The sequence below is a fragment of the Variovorax sp. dw_954 genome, assembly GCF_018449755.1.
Taxonomy (GTDB): Bacteria; Pseudomonadota; Gammaproteobacteria; order Burkholderiales; family Burkholderiaceae_C; genus Variovorax.
In genome coordinates, this window is sequence record NZ_JAAVVD010000001.1 from 211,305 (window position 1) to 229,995 (window position 18,691).

The 18,691-nt window shown below is 66.0% G+C and carries 18 protein-coding genes; 17 read left to right on the forward strand and 1 reads right to left on the reverse strand.

Going from position 1 to position 18,691, the window contains the following annotated elements; translation table 11 throughout:
* The first annotated feature begins 6 nt into the window (after positions 1–6).
* The 9 genes from HB681_RS00980 to HB681_RS01020 all read left to right on the forward strand — a co-directional run bounded on the left by HB681_RS00980 (position 7) and on the right by HB681_RS01020 (position 8,762).
* Complete coding sequence (locus HB681_RS00980) at positions 7–441, forward strand: DUF2147 domain-containing protein (RefSeq protein WP_213952876.1); 435 nt, start codon at positions 7–9, stop codon at positions 439–441.
* Positions 442–462: 21 nt separating this feature from the next.
* Positions 463–2,886: a 3-hydroxyacyl-CoA dehydrogenase/enoyl-CoA hydratase family protein gene (locus HB681_RS00985; RefSeq protein ID WP_213952877.1), complete on the forward strand. Its 2,424-nt coding sequence runs from the start codon at positions 463–465 to the stop codon at positions 2,884–2,886.
* An 11-nt stretch (positions 2,887–2,897) separates the two neighbouring features.
* Positions 2,898–3,416 (forward strand): endonuclease domain-containing protein, encoded by a 519-nt coding sequence (locus HB681_RS00990; protein WP_218628088.1) that lies wholly within the window; start codon positions 2,898–2,900, stop codon positions 3,414–3,416.
* On the forward strand, positions 3,413–4,609 hold the full coding sequence (locus HB681_RS00995; protein WP_213952878.1) for an acetyl-CoA C-acyltransferase: 1,197 nt from the start codon (positions 3,413–3,415) through the stop codon (positions 4,607–4,609). The genes HB681_RS00990 and HB681_RS00995 overlap by 4 nt, the downstream gene beginning before the upstream one ends.
* A gap of 99 nt (positions 4,610–4,708) precedes the next feature.
* A complete protein-coding gene (locus tag HB681_RS01000; protein WP_213952879.1) occupies positions 4,709–5,539 on the forward strand; it encodes a thioesterase family protein in 831 nt (276 codons plus the stop codon).
* Positions 5,540–5,545: 6 nt separating this feature from the next.
* Positions 5,546–6,289 (forward strand): SDR family oxidoreductase, encoded by a 744-nt coding sequence (locus tag HB681_RS01005; RefSeq protein WP_213952880.1) that lies wholly within the window; start codon positions 5,546–5,548, stop codon positions 6,287–6,289.
* Between the two features lie 26 nt (positions 6,290–6,315).
* Positions 6,316–6,909, forward strand: coding sequence for a 2-hydroxychromene-2-carboxylate isomerase (locus HB681_RS01010; RefSeq protein WP_213952881.1), 594 nt, complete (start codon positions 6,316–6,318; stop codon positions 6,907–6,909).
* 43 nt (positions 6,910–6,952) lie between these two features.
* On the forward strand, positions 6,953–7,732 hold the full coding sequence (locus tag HB681_RS01015) for an enoyl-CoA hydratase (protein WP_213952882.1): 780 nt from the start codon (positions 6,953–6,955) through the stop codon (positions 7,730–7,732).
* Between the two features lie 55 nt (positions 7,733–7,787).
* On the forward strand, positions 7,788–8,762 hold the full coding sequence (locus HB681_RS01020; RefSeq protein WP_213952883.1) for a tripartite tricarboxylate transporter substrate-binding protein: 975 nt from the start codon (positions 7,788–7,790) through the stop codon (positions 8,760–8,762).
* A 45-nt stretch (positions 8,763–8,807) separates the two neighbouring features.
* Here HB681_RS01020 and HB681_RS01025 read toward each other — a convergent pair whose 3' ends face one another.
* Positions 8,808–9,230 (reverse strand): acyl-CoA thioesterase, encoded by a 423-nt coding sequence (locus HB681_RS01025; RefSeq protein ID WP_213952884.1) that lies wholly within the window; start codon positions 9,228–9,230, stop codon positions 8,808–8,810.
* A 40-nt stretch (positions 9,231–9,270) separates the two neighbouring features.
* Between HB681_RS01025 and HB681_RS01030 the strand changes: the two genes are divergently transcribed.
* From HB681_RS01030 to HB681_RS01065, 8 genes are all read left to right on the forward strand, one after another.
* On the forward strand, positions 9,271–11,211 hold the full coding sequence (locus HB681_RS01030; protein ID WP_213952885.1) for an ABC transporter ATP-binding protein/permease: 1,941 nt from the start codon (positions 9,271–9,273) through the stop codon (positions 11,209–11,211).
* A gap of 22 nt (positions 11,212–11,233) precedes the next feature.
* A complete protein-coding gene (locus HB681_RS01035; protein ID WP_213952886.1) occupies positions 11,234–12,172 on the forward strand; it encodes a 2-hydroxyacid dehydrogenase in 939 nt (312 codons plus the stop codon).
* 217 nt (positions 12,173–12,389) lie between these two features.
* Complete coding sequence (locus HB681_RS01040) at positions 12,390–12,851, forward strand: MarR family transcriptional regulator (RefSeq protein ID WP_213952887.1); 462 nt, start codon at positions 12,390–12,392, stop codon at positions 12,849–12,851.
* A 156-nt stretch (positions 12,852–13,007) separates the two neighbouring features.
* Positions 13,008–13,472, forward strand: a complete 465-nt coding sequence (locus HB681_RS01045) for a MarR family transcriptional regulator (protein ID WP_213952888.1) — start codon at positions 13,008–13,010, stop codon at positions 13,470–13,472.
* Between the two features lie 50 nt (positions 13,473–13,522).
* Complete coding sequence (locus HB681_RS01050) at positions 13,523–15,106, forward strand: ABC transporter substrate-binding protein (RefSeq protein WP_213952889.1); 1,584 nt, start codon at positions 13,523–13,525, stop codon at positions 15,104–15,106.
* A 10-nt stretch (positions 15,107–15,116) separates the two neighbouring features.
* Positions 15,117–16,058 carry an ABC transporter permease gene (locus HB681_RS01055; protein WP_213952890.1) on the forward strand — a complete coding sequence of 314 codons (942 nt, stop codon included), beginning with the start codon at positions 15,117–15,119 and terminating at the stop codon, positions 16,056–16,058.
* A gap of 32 nt (positions 16,059–16,090) precedes the next feature.
* Positions 16,091–17,029, forward strand: coding sequence for an ABC transporter permease (locus tag HB681_RS01060; RefSeq protein ID WP_256734798.1), 939 nt, complete (start codon positions 16,091–16,093; stop codon positions 17,027–17,029).
* A 4-nt stretch (positions 17,030–17,033) separates the two neighbouring features.
* A complete protein-coding gene (locus tag HB681_RS01065; RefSeq protein WP_213952892.1) occupies positions 17,034–18,662 on the forward strand; it encodes an ABC transporter ATP-binding protein in 1,629 nt (542 codons plus the stop codon).
* The last annotated feature ends 29 nt before the right edge of the window (positions 18,663–18,691 follow it).

The following is an 18,691-nucleotide window of genomic DNA, read 5'->3' on the forward strand; positions in this document are numbered from 1 at the left end:
ACGACCATGAAGCTTGCACTGACGGCCATTCTTTTCGCGATGACCTCGGCCTGCGCCTTTGCGCAGATGACGCCGGTGGGCGCCTGGCACACCATCGACGACAAGACCAACGAGGTCAAGTCGCAGATCCGCATCAGCGAGTCCGGTGGCGTGGTGAGCGGCCGCATCGAGAAGCTGCTGCGCAAGGAGGCCAAGCAGGACGCGGTGTGCGACGAGTGCAGCGACGACCGCAAGGGCAAGCCGATGGTCGGCCTCGAGATCATCCGCGGTGCGAAGAAAGTTGAGGGCAAGGACGTCTGGGAAGACGGCAAGATCCTCGACCCCGAGAACGGCAAGACCTACACGCTGCGCCTGACGCCCATCGAGGGTGGCAAGAAGCTGGAAGTGCGCGGCTCGGTGCTCGGCATCGGGCGCACGCAAACCTGGACGCGAGTCCAGTAAGAAACATCAGACGGAAATTCAATGTCCCGATTCCAAGTGAAGAAAGTCGCCGTGCTCGGCGCCGGCGTGATGGGCGCGCAGATTGCTGCGCACCTGGTCAACGTCCGAGTACCGGTGGTGCTGTTCGACCTGGCCGCGAAAGACGCGACCGGCGCTGTCGCACAAGGCGCGGCGAAGAACGGCATCGTGACGCGTGCCATCGACAACCTCAAGAAGCTCAAGCCCGCGCCGCTCGGCGACGTTGCCGACGCGGGGCTGATCGAGGTCGCCAACTACGACGACCACCTCGACAAGCTCGGCGAATGCGACCTCGTGATCGAAGCGATCGCCGAGCGCATGGACTGGAAGCTCGATCTGTACAAGAAGATCGCGCCGCACGTGTCGAAGAACGCGATCCTGGCCTCGAACACTTCGGGCCTGTCGATCACCAAGCTCAGCGAAGCGCTGCCCGAAGCCATGAAGTCGCAGTTCTGCGGCATTCACTTCTTCAACCCGCCGCGCTACATGTTCCTGGTCGAGCTGATCAACACGCCGACCACCCGGCCCGAAGTGCTCGACCAGCTCGAAGCCTTCGTCACCAGCACGCTCGGCAAGGGCGTGGTGCGCGCGCACGACACGCCCAACTTCATCGCCAATCGCGTCGGCATTGCCGGCCTGCTGGCGACGCTGAAGGAAGTCGAGAAGTTCGGCCTGACGCCGGACGTGGTCGACGACCTCACCGGCAAGAAGCTGGGCCGCGCCAGTTCGGGCACCTTCCGCACGGCGGACGTGGTCGGCCTCGACACGCTGGCCCACGTGGTCAAGACCTTGCAGGACAACCTCGACGAGAAGAGCGATCCGTTCTATCCGAACTTCGCGACGCCGCCGGTGCTGGCCAAGCTGCTGGAACTCGGCAAGCTGGGCAACAAGACCAAGGGCGGCTTCTACAAGAAGGCCGGCCGCGACATCCTGCGCTTCGACTTGGCCAAGGGCGACTATGTGCCCTCGGGCGAGAAGGCCGACGAGGTCTATGGCCGCATGTTGAAGAAGCCCGCGGGCGAGCGCCTGCGGCTGCTGCGCGAGAGCGAAGGACCGCAGGGCCAGTTCCTCTGGGCCATCCTGCGCGACAGCTTCCACTACGCCGCGATCCATCTCGCGACCATTGCCGAAAGCGCGCGCGACATCGACTTCGCGATGCGCTGGGGCTTCGGCATGAAGCAGGGCCCGTTCGAGTTGTGGCAGGAAGCCGGCTGGACGCAGGTGGCTCAATGGATCCAGGAAGACATCGACGCCGGCAAGGCGCTGACGAACGCGCCGCTGCCGAAGTGGGTGTTTGAAGGTCCGGTTGCGCAAGCCGGTGGCGTGCACACGGCTGAAGGCTCGTGGAGCGCGTCGGCGAACAAGTTCGTGCCGCAACGCAGGCTGCCGGTGCACGCGCGCCAGTTGTTCCCCGAGAGCGTGCTCGGTGCGAACGCGCAGGACGCCAACAAGGCCGGCACGACGATCAGCGACGAAGGCGACGTGCGCGTCTGGACGCTGGAAGGCGAAGTGCTCATCGCCAGCATCCATTCGAAGATGCATGCGATCAGCCCGGATGTGGCGGAGGCGCTGGGCGCTGCGGTCGACCTGGCCGAAGCCGAATACAAGGGCCTGGTGATCTGGTCGCCGGACGAGATGTTCTCGGTCGGCGCCGACTTGCAAGCCATGCTGCCAGCCTTCGTGGTTGCCGGCATCGGCGCGGTCGAAGGCGCTGAAGAAGCCTTGCAGCAAGTCATGCTGAAGATCCGCCACAGCAGCGTGCCCGTGGTGTCGGCCATTCGCGGCCTGGCGCTGGGCGGCGGCTGCGAACTGGCCGTGTACTCGGCCAAGCGCGTCGCGGCGATGGAAAGCTACATCGGCCTGGTCGAAGTCGGCGTGGGCCTGATCCCCGGCGCGGGCGGCCTCACCTACATCGCTCGCCGTGCGGCGGAGAACGCGGCCGCTTCGACCGGCACCGACCTGCTGCCCTTCCTCACCGAAGGCTTCACCGCCGCCGCGATGGCCAAAGTCGGCACCGGCGCGCTCGATTCGAAGAAGCTCGGCTATTTGCTCGATAGCGACGTGATCGTGCCGAACAAGGACGAACTGCTCTACGTCGCGCAACAGCAGGTCAAGGCGATGTCGGATGCGGGCTACCGCGCGCCGCTGCGCCGCAGCTTCCGCGTCGCCGGCCGCAGCGGCGCGGCGACGATCAAGGGCCAGCTCGTGAACATGCGAGACGGCGGCTTCATCAGCGCGCACGACTTCCACATCGCCAGCCTGATCGCTGAAGTGGTGACGGGCGGCGACATCGACGCCGGCTCGCTGGTGACCGAAGAGTATTTGATGGCGCTGGAACGCAAGGCGTTCTGCTCGCTCATCGTGCATCCCAAGACGCAGGAGCGGATCATGGGAATGCTGTCGACGGGCAAGCCGGTACGCAACTGAGCGCAGGCCCCATGAGCAGCGACGACTTTTCTGGTCCCCTCTCCCGCCCGCGGGAGAGGGCTAGGGTGAGGGCAAAGGCGCTTCGCGCCGTCCCCACCGATGCCGAAACGCTGCTCTGGTACCACCTGCGCGACCGTCGCCCCTCAGGCTTCAAATTCCGCCGCCAGCGACCTATCGGCCCCTACTTCGCGGACTTCGCATGCCTCGAGGCCAGGCTCGTGATCGAGCTCGATGGCGGGCAGCATGCGGACGCAGTCGAATACGACCAGCGGCGAACGGACTTGATCCAGGCCGAAGGCTTCCGTGTCTTGCGCTTCTGGAACAACGAAGTGCTGGGGCAAACGGAAGCGGTGCTGGAAGTCATTCTCCGGGCGCTCAATGAAAACGCAGACCCTCACCCCAACCCTCTCCCGCAGGCGGGAGAGGGGGCCGATGGAGCGCAGTGGTGCTGCGCTGGACTCACTCTCCCTCACCCCAACCCTCTCCCGCAGGCGGGAGAGGGAGCAAGACAACTGGACATCCATTCATGAAGCAAATTCAAGACGCCTACATCGTCTCCGCCACGCGCACGCCGATCGGCAAGTCGCATCGCGGCTACTTCCGCAACTACCGCCCGGACGACTTGCTGGCGACCACGCTGAAGGCCGCGCTCGCCGCAGTGCCGGGCCTGGACCCGAAGGCCATCGAGGACATCATCTGCGGCTGCGCGATTCCCGAAGGCCAGCAGGGCCTCAACGTCGCGCGCATCGGCGCGGTGCTGGCCGGCCTGCCCAACAGCATCGGCGGTATCACCGTCAACCGCTTCTGCGCCTCGGGCCTGTCCGCCGTCCAGATGGCCGCTGACCGCATCCGCGTGGGCGAAGCCGACGTGATGATCGCGGCCGGTGTGGAAAGCATGAGCATGGTGCCGATGATGGGCAACTCGCCCTCGCTGTCGCCGTCGCTCTTCGAGCGTGAAGGCGACGTGGGCATCGCCTACGGCATGGGCCTGACCGCCGAGAAGGTGGCGCAGCAGTGGAAGGTGAGCCGCGATGCGCAGGACGCGTTCGCGCTCGCCTCGCACCAGAAGGCACTGGCCGCTCAAGCCGCCGGTGAGTTCGCCGACGAGATCACCCCGATCGAAGTCACCGACCGCACGCCGGATCTCGCGTCCGGCGAGCCGATTGCCAGGACCCGCACCGTGAGCCTCGACGAAGGCGCGCGCCCTGACACCACCATCGAAGGCCTGGCCAAACTGCGCACCGTGTTCGCGGCACGTGGCACGGTCACGGCGGGCAACAGCTCGCAGACCTCCGACGGCGCGGGCGCGCTGATCCTCGCGAGCGAGAAGGCGATCAAGCAATACGGCCTGACGCCGCTCGCGCGCTTCGTCAGCTTCGCCAGCAAGGGCGTGCCGCCGCACATCATGGGCATCGGCCCGATCGAGGCGATTCCGGCCGCGCTGCGCTATGCCGGCCTGAAGCACGAGGACATCGACTGGTTCGAACTGAACGAAGCCTTCGCGGCGCAGTCGCTGGCGGTGATGAACACGCTGGGCCTGGACCCGAGCAAGGTGAATCCGATGGGCGGCGCCATCGCACTGGGCCACCCGCTCGGTGCGACCGGCGCGATTCGTTCGGCGACGGTGGTGCACGCGCTGCGCCGCAAGAACCTGAAGTACGGCATGGTGACCATGTGCGTGGGGATGGGCCAAGGCGCCGCGGGCATCTTCGAAAGAGTGTGAGTTGAACAGGGCGCCGTGGGCGCCCTTTTTTTGATCCCGACACAGCCCGCCGTCACCTCCATGACCGTCTCCCAGCGCCAATCCATGCACACTGCCGACATGACCGCCATCCACAATTTCGACAAGGCTCTCGCACTCACGCCCAGCTCGCGCAAGGGCCACTTCACCGGCACGACCAGCCCCGATTACTGGAACATGGTCGGCCCGTTCGGCGGCACCACGGCGGCGATCGTATTGCAGGCGGTGCTCTCGCATCCGGACCTGCTTGGCACGCCCGTCGCGCTGACCGTCAACTACGCCGCCGCGGTGTCGGCCGGTGCGTTCGACGTGCATGCCGTGGCGGTGCGCACCAATCGCTCGACCCAACACTGGACCCTCCAGATCACCCAAGCCGACGCCAATGGCACACCGCAGGTCAACACCACGGCCACCGTCGTCACGGCGGCGCGCCGCGACACCTGGGGCGACAACGACATGCCGATGCCGCCGGTGGCGGCGCCCACGGCGGTCGAACGCATGCGCATCGGCCCGTCCGGCGTGGCATGGCTCAACCAGTACGAGATGCGGCCGGTCGGCGGCTTCGTTCCTTCGACCTGGGATGGCAGCAGCAAGCACAGCGAGACACTGATCTGGCTGCGCGACGCGCAACCGCGCGCGCTCGATTTCGCCTCGCTGGCCGCGATGAGCGACATGTTCTATCCGCGTGTCTGGCTGCGCCGCGCCAGGCATGTGCCAGCCGGAACCGTCTCGATCACCACCTACTTCCATGCCGGCGCGGCAGAGCTCGCGGCAGTCGGTACCGGCTACCTGTTGGGCCGTGCGGTCGGCCAGCAGTTCCACAATGGCTTCTTCGACCAGACCGCGCAATTGTGGAGCGAGGCGGGGGAACTGCTCGCCACGTCGAACCAGATCGTCTACTACAAGGAATGAGACAACATGGCCCAGAAGACAGCACTGATCATCGGCGCCGGTGACGCCACCGGCGGCGCCATCGCCCGCCGCTTCGCCCGCGAAGGCTACATCGCATGCGTCACGCGCCGCAGCCTCGACAAGTTGCAGCCGCTGGTCGCGCAGATCGAGGCCGACGGCGGCGCGGCCCGCGCCTTCGCCTGCGACGCACGCAAGGAAGAGGAGGTCGTCGCGCTGGTCGAAGAGATCGAGTCGACCATCGGGCCGATCGAGGTCATGGTGTTCAACATCGGCGCCAACGTGCCCGAGAGCATCCTGAACGAGACCGCCCGCAAGTACTTCAAGGTCTGGGAGATGGCCTGCTTCTCCGGCTTCCTCAACGGCCGCGAAGTCGCGAAGAAGATGGTGGCCCGCAACGTGCCGGAAGGCGCGCTCCGCGGCACGATCATCTTCACCGGCGCGACGGCGTCGCTGCGCGGCGCGGCCAACTTCGGCGCCTTCTCCGGCGCGAAGATGGCCCTGCGCGCCCTGGCGCAAGCGATGGCGCGCGAACTCGGCCCGCAAGGCATCCACGTCGCGCATGTCGTCGTCGATGGCGCCATCGACACCGAATTCATCCGCAGCAACTTCCCGGAACGCTACGCGATGAAGGCGCAGGACGGCATCCTCAACCCCGACCACATCGCCGACATGTACTGGATGCTGCACGCGCAGCCGCGCGATGCCTGGACGCATGAACTCGACCTGCGCCCCTGGTCGGAAAAATTCTGAGCCCAAAGACAACCCAAGGAGACACGATGGAAAAGACCGTAGAGTTCTATTTCGATTTCGGCAGCCCCGCCGCCTACCTGGCCGCGACGCAACTGCCGCACATCGCCGCCGACACCGGCGCGACGATCGACTGGAGACCGATGCTGCTCGGCGGCGTGTTCCAGGCCACCGGCAACCATTCGCCGGCCGAGATCAAGCCGAAGGGCCCGTACATGACGGAGGACCTGAAGCGCTTCGCCAGGCGCTATGGCGTGCCCTTTGCGCACAACGCGCACTTCCCGATCAACACGCTTCTGTTGATGCGCGCCGCGACGGGCATCCAGGCGCAGCAGCCGGAGCGCTTTGCAGCGTTCGTCAAGGCCGTCTTCGACGCGATCTGGGTCAATGGCAAGAACATGAACGACCCGGCCGTCGTCGGCGGGGTCTTGCAGGCCGCCGGCTTCGACGCGGCCGAGGTGCTCGCACTCGCGAACGCGCAGGGCACCAAGGACAAGCTCAAGGCCACCACGCAGGAGGCCGTCGAGCGCGGCGTGTTCGGCGCACCGACGATGTTCGTCGGCAAGGACATGTTCTGGGGCCAGGACCGCCTGGACTTCGTCAGGGAGTACCTGGCTGCATGAGCCAAGCCCCCTTTTTCTTCACTTCTGAATTGAGCACAGCACCATGACCGACATCCTCGTCCACACCGAAGCCGGTGTGATGACCCTGACCTTCAACCGCCTCGAGCGCAAGAACTCGATCACCGGCGCGATGTACAACGCGCTGTCCGATGCGATCGAGCAGGCTAGCGCCGACGCCGCCGTGCGCACCGTGCTGATCCAGGGCGACCCGACCATCTTCAGCGCCGGCAACGACATCGGCGACTTCATGGCCCAGTCCGCCAAGCCGGCGTCGCCGACCGAAGGCGAGTCGCCGGCCATCCGCTTCCTGCGCACCATCGCGGCTTTTCCGAAGCCTGTCGTCGCGAGCGTCTGCGGTCCGGCCGTCGGCATCGGCACCACGCTGCTGTTCCATTGCGACATCGTGGTGGCGGGCGACAACGCAGCCTTCTCGATGCCTTTCGTCAACCTCGGCCTGGTGCCCGAGGCCGCATCCAGCATGCTGGCGCCGCAGATGTTCGGCTACCACCGCGCCGCCGAGGCACTGCTGCTGGGCGAGCCCTTCATGGCCGAGGCCGCGCTCGAAGTGGGCCTGGTGAACCGCGTCGTGCCGCCGACCGAGGCCAATGGCGTCGCCCAGGCGCAGGCTCGCAAGCTGGCCGCCAAGCCGCTTTCGGTGCTGGTCGAGACCAAGCGCCTGCTCAAGATGGGCCAGCAGCCCGCCGTGCTGGAGCGCATCGGCGTGGAAAGCGTGAGCTTTGCGAATGCGATGCGTGCACCGGCTGCCAAGGAAGCCTTCTCGGCCTTCATGGAAAAGCGCAAGCCGGACTTCTCGAAGGTCTGACGAGCCGGGGGCAAGGTTTAGAGTCCCCGGCACGACAACGCCCGGAGACGACCCCATGACCCTCGACAGACGACAGGCCCTGGCCGCCGCCACGGCGCTGGCCCTGTTCGGCAGCCTTGGCCATGCACAAGCCCCCGCGCTCGAAGGCGGCACCCTCAAGATCGTCGTGCCCTATCCGCCGGGCGGCACCTCCGATCGCGCCGCGCGCCTGCTGGCCGACGCCATCGCGCCGAAGCTCGGCGTCACCGTCATCGTCGAGAACCGCGTGGGCGCTGGCGGGCGGCTGGCCGCGCAGCAGGTCTACAAGGACACGTTGGGCCAGAACCTCGTGCTGCTGGCCAACCCGGCCACCATGCTGATCGCGCCGCTGGTGTTCAAGGACAACGGCTACGACCCGGACAAGGACTATGTCGCGCTCTCGCAGGTGACGAGCTACGACTTCGGCGTGGCGGTGGGCCCGGCCGTGCCGGTGCGCGAGTTCGGCCACCTGCGTGCCTGGATGCAGGCCAACCAGGACAAGGTCGCGGCCGGCGTTCCTGCGACCGGCAGCCTGCCGCACTTCTTCGGCCTGATGCTCGGCGACAAGATGGGCGTCAAGATGCCCATCGTCGGCTACAAGGGCTCGGCGCCGCTGCTCAACGACCTGATGGGTGGGCATGTGCCCATCGCCTTCGATTCGCTCGACGCGCTGGAGCCGCTGGCCAAGTCCGGCAAGATCAGGATCCTGGCCGTCTCCGGTGTGCGCCGTTCCCCCACGCTGCCTGACGTGCCGACCTTCAAGGAGGCCGGGCTCGACCTCTCGGCCGCGGGCTGGAACGTGGTCTATGCCGCGGCCTCGCTTCCGGTTGCGCGCCAGCGCGCGATTGCCACGGCCATCCAGCAGGCGATGGCCGATCCGGCATTGCAGGCCCGCTTCAAGTCGGCGGAGATGGTGCCGGTGACCAGCAGCAGCGCGCAGACGGTGGCGATGCTGGCCGCCTACAAGGCGCAGTGGGCGCCCGTGGTGAAGAACTCGGGCTTCCAGCCTTAGCCCGGCGGCGCCAGCGGCTCGCTCCTGTCGGACACCGGACTGCGTTCAGTCCTGCTCGATCGGCCGCGGCCGTCCGTTCTCGTCGATTGCGACATAGGTAAAGGTCGCCTGCGTCACCTTGATGTATTCGCCCTGCGTGCGGAAGCGCTCGGCGAACACTTCGACCGTGACGGTAATGGAGGTGCGCCCGATCTTCACCAGCTTGGAGTAGAAGGACAGGATGTCGCCCAGCCGCACCGGCTGCTTGAAGATGAATTCATTGACTGCCACGGTCGCCATGCGGCCTTTGGCATGGCGCGCCGGAATCACCGAGCCGGCCAAATCGCATTGCGCCATGACCCAGCCGCCGAAGATGTCGCCGTTGGCATTGCAGTCGGCCGGCATCGGAATGACCTTGAGCACCAGGTCCATGTCGGTCGGCAGGCTTTTAAGGGGGGTGGCCGCGTTGGCGCTTGGAGAATTGGACATGGGCACAATCTGGTGAAAACTACAGCCACGATTGTCTTTCATGCGCCGCAGCGGCGAAACACTTCCACACCCATCCCACGCCGGCGCCCACGCCCCGGCGCGCAGCGACCGTTCCGATTGGGCGACGCTGCGCCGCCTGTTCCCCTACCTCTGGCGGTACAAGTGGCGCGTGCTCGCGGCGCTCTCCTTCATGGTGGGCGCCAAGGTCGCCAACGTCGGCGTGCCGGTGCTGCTGAAGAACCTGGTCGACACGATGACGCCGAAACCAGATATGGCGCAGGCGCTGCTGGTCGTGCCGATCGCCTTGCTCGTGGCCTACGGGCTACTGCGCTTCTCGACCTCGCTGTTCGGGGAGCTGCGCGAACTGGTGTTCGCCAAGGCGACCGAGGGCGCGGCGCGCAGCATTTCGCTGGAGGTGTTCAGGCACCTGCATGCGCTGAGCCTGCGCTTCCACCTGGAGCGGCAGACCGGCGGCATGACACGCGACATCGAACGCGGCACGCGCGGCGTGCATTCGCTGATCTCGATGTCGCTCTACAGCATCGTGCCGACGCTCATCGAACTGGTGCTGGTGCTGAGCATCCTTGGCGTGAAGTTCGACCAGTTGTTCGTCTGGATCACCGCGGTGGCGCTGGTCATCTACATCACCTTCACCGTGACGGTGACCGAGTGGCGCACCCAGTTCCGCAAGACGATGAACGAGCTCGACACGATGGCGCAGAGCCGCGCGGTCGATTCGCTGCTGAACTACGAGACCGTCAAGTACTTCAACAACGAGGAGTTCGAGGCGCAGCGCTACGACGCCAGCCTGGACCGCTACCGCAAGGCCGCCATCAAGAGCCAGCGCACCTTGAGCATGCTCAACACCGGCCAGCAGATGCTGATCGCGGTGAGCCTGGTGCTGATGCTGTGGCGCGCCACCTCGGGCGTGGTCGATGGGCGCATGACGCTGGGCGACCTGGTGATGGTCAACGCCTTCATGATCCAGCTCTACATCCCGATGAATTTCCTCGGCGTGATCTACCGCGAGATCAAGCAGAGCCTGACCGACCTCGACAAGATGTTCGTGCTCATGGAGAAGGACCGCGAGATCCGCGACGCGCCCGGGGCTTTGCCCCTGCAACTACTTCCTCTCCCGCAAGCGGGAGAGGGCGGGGGCGAGGGTGCTTCCCCCGACGCCACCGTCCGCTTCGAGGATGTCAGCTTCGCCTACGAACCTGCACGCCCCATCCTGCGCCACGTGAGCTTTGAAATCCCCGCAGGCAAGACGGTCGCGGTGGTCGGCCCCTCAGGCTCCGGCAAGTCGACGCTGGCCCGGCTCATGTATCGCTTCTATGACGTCGGGACCGGGTTCCCGCAAGCTTCACGCGGCGCCTCGCCCCCCGGGGGGGCTGCCACCAGCTCGGGCGGCGGCCGCATCACCATCGGCGGACAAGACATCCGCTCGGTCACGCAGGCCAGCGTGCGCCAGGCCATCGGTATCGTCCCGCAGGACACGGTGCTGTTCAACGACACCGTCGAATACAACATCGCCTACGGCCGGCCGGGCTCCACGCACGCGGAGGTCGTGGCCGCCGCGAAGGCCGCGCGCATCCACGACTTCATCGCCGCCACGCCCAAGGGCTATGCCACGCCGGTCGGCGAGCGCGGCCTCAAGCTGTCGGGCGGGGAGAAGCAGCGCGTCGCCATCGCGCGCACGCTGCTGAAGAACCCGCCGATCCTCATCTTCGACGAGGCCACGTCGGCACTGGATTCCGCCAACGAACGGGCCATCCAGGCCGAGCTGCAGAGCGCCGCGCAGAACAAGACCACGCTGGTCATCGCGCACCGTCTTTCCACCGTGGTGGACGCGCATGAAATCCTCGTGCTCGAAGGCGGCGTCATCGTCGAGCGCGGCACCCACGCGGGCCTGCTCGCGCAGGACGGCCGCTATGCCCGGATGTGGGCCATGCAACAAGTCGAAGCCACCCCCGTTCTGTAGTTTCCCCAGGAGCCGATGCCGAATGTCCGACAAGATTCCCCTGCTGGTTGCCCACACGCTCTCCAGTGAGCATCAGTCCCGCCTCGCCGAGCTGTACGACATGCGCTATGCGCCGACGGCCACCGATCGCGCTGCTGCCATCGCGGCGCGCGGCGCGGAGTTCCGCGCGGTGCTGACCATCGGCGTGCTTGGCGTGACCGCCGCCGAGATGGACGCGATGCGCCGGCTCGAACTGATCTGCTGCATGGGCGCCGGCTTCGAGCTGGTCGACGTCGATGCGGCCCGCGCGCGCGGCATCGTGGTCGCGAACGGGCAGGGCACCAACGACGACTGCGTGGCCGACCATGCCTTCGGCCTCGTCATCGCCGCGGTGCGCAACTTCCGCATGCTCGACCAGAAATGTCGCGAGGGCGTCTGGCGCTTGGCGATTCCGCAGCCACCCAACGTCTCCGGCAAGCGCCTCGGCATCCTCGGCATGGGCACCATCGGCCAGAAGATCGCCAGGCGCGCGGCCGGCTTCGACATGCCGGTCGGCTATCACAACCGCAAGCCGAAGGCGGAGTCGCCGCACCAGTACTTCAGCAACCTGAAGGCCCTGGCGGAATGGGCCGACGTGCTGGTGTGCGCCGCGCCCGGCGGGCCGGCGACGACGCACATCGTCAATGCCGAAGTGCTCGACGCACTGGGGCCGCAAGGCTTCCTCGTGAACATCGGGCGGGGCAGCGTGGTCGACACCGAGGCGTTGGCGGCGGCCTTGCGTGACGGGCGCATCGCTGGCGCCGGCCTGGACGTCTACGAGAGCGAGCCGAAGCCACCGGCGCAACTCATCGGCTTCGACAATCTCATCATCACGCCGCACCTGGCAGGCTGGTCGCCTGAGGCGACCGAGGCATCCTTCCTGCGCTTCCTCGCCAATGCGGAAGGCCACTTTGCCGGACGCGGCGTGGTGACTGCCGTTTGAAGGCCAACCCGAAGGCGCCTGCCCCGTAGCAGGTCCGCCTTCCCTGGGTTGGTACCCCTGGGCGGGCGTGCCCCGCAAAGCCTCACAGCGTGGACCGAACGGCGGGGCCGGGCCATCGGTGCATTCGCGGATGACGGCTAGCCACAGATGCTGCTAATGTGCCCCGGGGACGGTTGCAATCCGCAGTTGTTTCCGATTGCAATCAGGGAGAGCCGGGATGTCGCGTGCCGCCATTGACTTCCTCACGTACCGTGTGGACGTGTTCAGCCACCAGGCCAAGGTGCTCGCATCCGGTATCTATGAAGCGTCCTGCGGCGTGAGCTTGCGCGAACTGCGTGTGCTTCGCCTCGCCGCCCACCACCCCGGCATCACCCAAGGCGAGACGTCGGGCCAGGCGCAATTCGACAAATCAACCACTTCCAGGATCGTCAAGACGCTCGCCGAGCGCGGCCTGCTGGTGCGCGAAAGTGGCGCACAGGACGCCCGTTCGGGTCACCTGTTCCTGACGGAACACGGTCAGGACGTAGTCCAGCGCGCTGGCCGCGTGGGCCGGAAGCTGGAGAAATCCATGCTGTCCGTATTGACCGATGCGGAACTCGAATCCTTCGAGCAGTGCCTGGCCCGGCTCACCGCCAGGGTCGAGATCGACATCGACTCCGCCCCGGAACGGTTTCCGTGAATCCCCATGTCGTCAGGCACGACGACGGCGCTCGATGCGCCAATCTGGTGTCGACTTCGGGAAATTCCGGGGGTCGCCAGGTGGCATGAATGCTGCTAACGTCCAGGACAAGTTGCAGTTGGCAACTATTGCCGTTAGCAATAACAGGAGACTTGGATGTCGCGCCCTGCCATTGATTTTCTGACCTTCAGGATGGACGTCGTCAACGACCAGGCCAAGCAGATGGCTTCCGCCATCTACGAGGAGGCCTGCGACGTGAGCCTGCGCGAGCTCCGCGTGTTGCGCCTGGCGCATCGCCAACCCGGCATCACGCAGGGAGAGGTGTCCAGCAAGGCGAGGCTCGAGAAGACGCTGGTGTCCAAGCTGGTGACCTCGTTGGCGCGGCGCGAATTGCTGGTGCGCCAGATCGGCACCGAAGACGCGCGCTGGGTGCAATTGCACCTCACGGCCAGTGGCCGCGAGATCGTCAAGCAGTGCGACCGTCTCGGCCGAAAGATGGAGAAGTCGCTGCTGTCCGTGCTCAGCAGCGAAGAAGTCGAGGTGTTCGAGGCTTGCCTGGCCAAGCTGGCCGTCCAGGTCGAATCCGGATTCGATGTATCGGCACGGAAGGTGTCCCGTTGATTGTTTTTTGTCGAGTTTGCTACCTCCCTTTACCTTAGGAACTGCCAGTCATGTCTTTGAAGAAGTCCATCCTTACCTTCCTGATCGGCGGCTTGATGTCGAGCGCTGCCGGCGTTGCGCTGGCGCAGGATGCGCCCAAGGTCCTGCGCATGGTGCCGCAGTCCGACCTGAAGATCCTCGACCCGATCTGGACCACCGCCTTCGTCACGCGCAACCACGGCTACAACGTGTACGACACGCTGTTCGGCGTCGACATCAACGGCAAGGTGAGCCCGCAGATGGTCAGCGACTACAACAGCAGCGCCGACGGCAAGACCTGGACCTTCACGCTGCGCGAAGGCCTGGCCTTCCATGACGGCAAGCCCGTGACCTCGGCGGACGTGATCCAGTCGATCAAGCGCTGGGCGCAGCGCGACGCCCTGGGCCAGAAGATGATGATGGCCATGAGCAGCATGGACGCGAAGAACGACAAGACCTTCGTCCTGACCTTCAAGGAGCCCTTCGGCATGGTGGTGGAGGCGTTGGCCAAGCCCTCGGCCAACCCGCCCTTCATCATGCCCAAGGCCGTGGCCGACACGCCGGCCGACCAGCAGATCAGCAGCACCGTCGGCTCCGGCCCCTACATCTTCAAGACCGACGAATACCGCCCTGGCGAGAAGGTCGTCTACATCAAGAACACCAAGTACGTGCCGCGCAAGGAGCCGGCCTCGGGCACCGCGGGCGGCAAGGTCGTCTACGTCGATCGCCTGGAATGGGTGGTGCTGAACGATGCGCAGACGCAGGTCAATGCGCTCACCAATGGCGAGGTCGACATGCTCGAGATCTCGCCCCCGGACCAGTACGCGACGCTCAAGGCCAACCCGAAGATCGAACTCGGCAAGCAGGTGCCGTCGGCCTCGTTCGCCTTGCACCTGAACCGCATGGTGCCGCCGTTCAACAACGCCAAGATCGCGCAGGCGGCGTTCCTGGCGGTGAACCAGGAGGCGTTGCTGCGTGCGCAGATGATCAGCAAGGACCTCTACAAGCCGAACCCGTCGATCTACCCGCTGGGCTCGACCTATTGGTCGGACAAGACCTCCTACTTCACCGGCAAGCCCCAGTTCGAGAAGGCCAAGGCGCTGCTGAAGGAGGCCGGCTACAAGAACGAGCCGATCGTGCTGATGTACCCGTCCAACTTCACCTCGCTCAACAAGCTGCCGCCGGTGATGGCGGCCTTGCTGAAGCAGGCCGGCTTCAATGTCGACATGGTGTCCATGGACTGGCCGACGCTGGTGGCGCGTCGCGCCGTCAAGAAGCCGGCGGCGGAGGGCGGCTGGAACGCCTTCATCACGGCGTGGAGCGTGGCCGACAACATGAACCCGATGTTCTTCGCACCGATGACCGGCAACGGCGAGAAGGGCTGGTTCGGCTGGACCACCGACGAGCCGCTCGAAAAGCTCAAGGGCGAATTCCTGGCCGCCTCCACCGAGGAGCAACGCAAGCCGCTCGCCACCGCGATCCAGGAGCGCGTGCTCGACGCGGCGGTGTATGCGCCGATCGGCGAGTGGACCTTGTACTCGGCACTGCGCAAGGACGTGGTGACCGGCCTGGTGCCATCGCCCGTCGGTGTGTTCTGGGGTCTGAAGAAGAACTGATCCCAGCGCCATGCTCAGCTTCCTCCTGCGGCGCATCGTCGCCACGATCCCGGTGCTGGTCGTCGTCGCCCTCATCGTGTTCCTCATGACGCGGCTGGCGCCGGGCGATCCGGCGGCCAACATCGTCGGCGACAACGCCAGCGCCGAGAACCTGCAAAAGGTTCGCGAAAGCCTTGGCCTCAACGACGCGCTGCCCACGCAGTTCGCGCGCTGGAGCTGGAAGGTCGTGCAGGGGAACCTGGGTGAGTCTTTCTTCATGAAGAAGCCGGTGACCGAACTCATCGGCCAGCGCATCGAGCCCACCGTCTCCCTGGCCGGCGTCACGCTGGTGCTCACCATCCTGATCGCGGTGCCGCTGGGTGTGATCGCGGCCTGGCGGCACGGCGGCTGGCTCGATCGCGGGCTGATGGGCTTCTCCGCGCTGGGCTTCTCGATACCGGCCTTCGTGATCGGCTACGTGCTGATCTGGATCTTCGCGCTCAAGCTGCAGTGGCTGCCGGTGCAGGGCTACAACCGCATAGGGGACGGCGTCGGGCCGTGGCTGCGAAACCTGATCCTGCCGGCGATCACGTTGTCGATCATCTACGTGGCGCTGATCGCTCGCGTGACGCGTGCCGCCGTGGCCGAGGCGATGACGGAGGACTACGTGCGCACGGCGCGGGCCAAGGGCATTTCCGAGGCGCGCGTGCTCATCAAGCACGGGCTGGCGAATGCGGCGGTGCCGATCGTCACGGTGATCGGCATCGGCATCGCGCTGCTGATCGGCGGCGTGGTCGTGACCGAGTCGGTGTTCGCCATCCCGGGCCTGGGGCAGCTCACGGTCGATGCGGTGCTGTCGCGCGACTTTCCGCTGATCCAGGGCATCACGCTTTTCTTCTCGGTGATCTACGTCGCCGTCAACCTGCTCGTCGACATCAGCTACCTGGTGTTCGATCCACGCATCCGCTACTGACCGCAGGTCGAGGACACAAAGACATGACCGAGATGACTTCGGCGCTCGACGAGGCGCCCCTGCCCGTCGAAGCGGCGACCCCTTCCAGGAAGCGCCGCCCGTTGTGGAAGCGCGTGCTCGACAACTGGTCGGTGCGCATCGGCGGCTGCGTGCTGATGGTGCTCATCGTCATGGGCATCGCCGCGCCCTTGCTGGGCACCATCGACCCCGGCGCGATCGATCCCGGCAGCGCCAACCTGCTGCCCGGCACGCGTGGGGAGTTCAACAGCCTGGACGGCAATACCTTCGAGCACCTGTTCGTCATGGGCAGCGACAGCCTCGGCCGCGACATCTGGAGCCGCACGCTGTACGGTGCGCGCGTGTCGATCACGGTGGGCATCGCGGTGGCGCTGTTCACGCTGGTGTTCGGCCTCACGGTCGGCCTGCTGGCGGGCTACTTCCGCAAGCTCGACGGCATCGTCATGCGGCTCATGGACGGCGTGATGGCCATCCCCGGCATCCTCTTCGCCGTGAGCCTGGTGGCGCTGTTCGGCGGCACGCTGCCGATCGTGATCTTCGCCATTGCGGTGCCGGAGATTCCACGCATGGCGCGGCTGGTGCGGGCGGTGGTGCTGAGCGTGCGCGAGGAGCCGTATGTGGAAGCGGCCATCGCGCTCGATACGCCGACCTGGAAGATCCTCTTCAAGCACATCATGCCGAACGCCATTGCGCCGATGATCATCCAGGGAACCTACGTGTGCGCGACGGCGATCCTCGTCGAGGCCATCCTGTCCTTCCTCGGCGTCGGCCTGCCGGCCGAGATGGCGACCTGGGGGAACATCATGGCCGAGGGCCGTGCGCAGTTCAACCAGTTCCCGCACAACGTGCTGTTTCCGGGCATCTTCCTGGCGCTCACGGTGCTGTCGGTCAATGTGATGGGCGATGGGCTGCGTGACACCCTGGACCCCAAGTTCAACAAGCGCGGTGAATGAAGCCATGAATCCATCCACTTCGCCCACGCCCGTCCTCGCGGTGCGCGACCTCGCCATCTCGCTGCCGCGCGGCGCCGACCGTCCCAATGCGGTCGAGAAAATCTCCTTCGACGTGCCGCCCGGCAAGATCGTCTGCCTGCTCGGCGAGTCGGGCTCCGGCAAGTCGGTGATCGCCAACGCGATCATGGGTCTGCTGCCTTCGGGCCTGGCGCCCACGGCGGGTTCGATCAAGCTGCAAGGCAAGGAACTCGTGGGCGCGCCGCAGAACGAGTTTCGCAACCTGCGCGGCCCTTCGATGGCGATGGTGTTCCAGGAGCCGATGACCGCGCTCAACCCGGTCATGACCTGCGGCGACCAGATCGACGAGATGCTGGTGCAGCACGTGAAGATGGGCGCAGCCGAACGGCGGCAGAAGATCCTCGCGATCATGGCGCGCGTCAAGTTGCCGGAACCCGAGCGCATCTATGCCTCGTATCCGCACCAGCTGAGCGGCGGCCAGCGCCAGCGCATCGTGATCGCCATTGCATTGATCCTGAAGCCCGTGCTGCTGATCTGCGACGAGCCGACCACCGCGCTCGACGTGACCACCCAGGCCGAGATCCTCAAGCTCATCCTCGAGTTGCAAACGGAGAACGGCACCGCGGTGCTGTTCATCACGCACGACTTCGGCGTGGTGGCGGAGATCGCGGACGAGGTGGTGGTGCTGCAACTCGGCCACATGATCGAGAAGGGCGACAAGCACGAGGTGCTGACGCGTCCGCGCGAGCCCTATACCAAGATGCTGCTCGATGCGGTGCCCGAACTTGCCTCGCAGTCGCGCCTGCCCATTGCCGACGTGGAACCGCTGCTCGACGCGAAGAACATCTGCAAGACCTACGTGACCGGCTCCTGGCCGGGCAAGCGCCGCCGCGTCGATGCGGTGCGCGATGTGTCGCTGAAGGTGCGGCCGCAAGAGACCGTGGGCATCGTCGGCGAATCGGGCTCGGGCAAGTCGACGGTGGCGCGCTGCATTGCGCGGCTGATCGATCCGACCTCGGGCGACATCCATGCGAGCGGGCGATCGGTCGCGCACCTGAAGGGACGCGGCCTGTCGCCCTATCGGCGCGACGTGCAGGTGATCTTCCAGGACCCGTACCGTTCCCTGAACCCACGCCAGACGGTGGGCGATTCGATCATCGAAGGCCCGCTCAACTTCGGCGTGAGCCGCGACCAGGCCTGGAAGGAAGCCGAGGACCTGATGCACCTGGTGCGCCTCAAGCCCGAGGCGCTGCGCCGCTATCCGAGCGAGTTCTCGGGCGGCCAGCGCCAGCGCATCTCGATCGCGCGCGCACTGGCCTGCAAGCCCAAGCTGATCATCGCGGACGAAGCCGTATCGGCGCTGGACGTATCGGTGCAGGCGCAGATCCTCAGGCTGCTCGACGAGATCCAGCGCGCGACCCACATCGGCATCCTCTTCATAACCCACGACCTGCGCGTGGCCAGCCAGATCTGCGACCGCGTGATCGTCATGCATCAAGGCAAGATCGTGGAGCAGGGTGCGGTGGCGGAGGTGTTCTTCCAGCCGAAGGAGGACTACACGCGGCGACTGCTGGCGGCAGCGCCGGGCCGCGACTTCGCGTTCGCCCGAAGCTGATCCGCGCCGCAGCGAATCCAGAAAAAATC

Excerpts from the sequence above, each read along its gene's own strand:
- HB681_RS01025 (WP_213952884.1), bottom strand. The coding sequence starts at position 9,230 with ATGTCCAATTCTCCAAGCGCCAACGCGGCCACCCCCCTTAAAAGCCTG.
- HB681_RS00995 (WP_213952878.1), top strand. The coding sequence starts at position 3,413 with ATGAAGCAAATTCAAGACGCCTACATCGTCTCCGCCACGCGCACGCCG.
- HB681_RS00990 (WP_218628088.1), top strand. The coding sequence starts at position 2,898 with ATGAGCAGCGACGACTTTTCTGGTCCCCTCTCCCGCCCGCGGGAGAGG.
- HB681_RS01035 (WP_213952886.1), top strand. The coding sequence starts at position 11,234 with ATGTCCGACAAGATTCCCCTGCTGGTTGCCCACACGCTCTCCAGTGAG.
- HB681_RS01005 (WP_213952880.1), top strand. The coding sequence starts at position 5,546 with ATGGCCCAGAAGACAGCACTGATCATCGGCGCCGGTGACGCCACCGGC.
- HB681_RS01055 (WP_213952890.1), top strand. The coding sequence starts at position 15,117 with ATGCTCAGCTTCCTCCTGCGGCGCATCGTCGCCACGATCCCGGTGCTG.
- HB681_RS01060 (WP_256734798.1), top strand. The coding sequence starts at position 16,091 with ATGACTTCGGCGCTCGACGAGGCGCCCCTGCCCGTCGAAGCGGCGACC.
- HB681_RS01050 (WP_213952889.1), top strand. The coding sequence starts at position 13,523 with ATGTCTTTGAAGAAGTCCATCCTTACCTTCCTGATCGGCGGCTTGATG.
- HB681_RS00985 (WP_213952877.1), top strand. The coding sequence starts at position 463 with ATGTCCCGATTCCAAGTGAAGAAAGTCGCCGTGCTCGGCGCCGGCGTG.
- HB681_RS01010 (WP_213952881.1), top strand. The coding sequence starts at position 6,316 with ATGGAAAAGACCGTAGAGTTCTATTTCGATTTCGGCAGCCCCGCCGCC.
- HB681_RS01020 (WP_213952883.1), top strand. The coding sequence starts at position 7,788 with ATGACCCTCGACAGACGACAGGCCCTGGCCGCCGCCACGGCGCTGGCC.
- HB681_RS01065 (WP_213952892.1), top strand. The coding sequence starts at position 17,034 with ATGAATCCATCCACTTCGCCCACGCCCGTCCTCGCGGTGCGCGACCTC.
- HB681_RS00980 (WP_213952876.1), top strand. The coding sequence starts at position 7 with ATGAAGCTTGCACTGACGGCCATTCTTTTCGCGATGACCTCGGCCTGC.
- HB681_RS01030 (WP_213952885.1), top strand. The coding sequence starts at position 9,271 with ATGCGCCGCAGCGGCGAAACACTTCCACACCCATCCCACGCCGGCGCC.
- HB681_RS01045 (WP_213952888.1), top strand. The coding sequence starts at position 13,008 with ATGTCGCGCCCTGCCATTGATTTTCTGACCTTCAGGATGGACGTCGTC.
- HB681_RS01040 (WP_213952887.1), top strand. The coding sequence starts at position 12,390 with ATGTCGCGTGCCGCCATTGACTTCCTCACGTACCGTGTGGACGTGTTC.
- HB681_RS01015 (WP_213952882.1), top strand. The coding sequence starts at position 6,953 with ATGACCGACATCCTCGTCCACACCGAAGCCGGTGTGATGACCCTGACC.
- HB681_RS01000 (WP_213952879.1), top strand. The coding sequence starts at position 4,709 with ATGACCGCCATCCACAATTTCGACAAGGCTCTCGCACTCACGCCCAGC.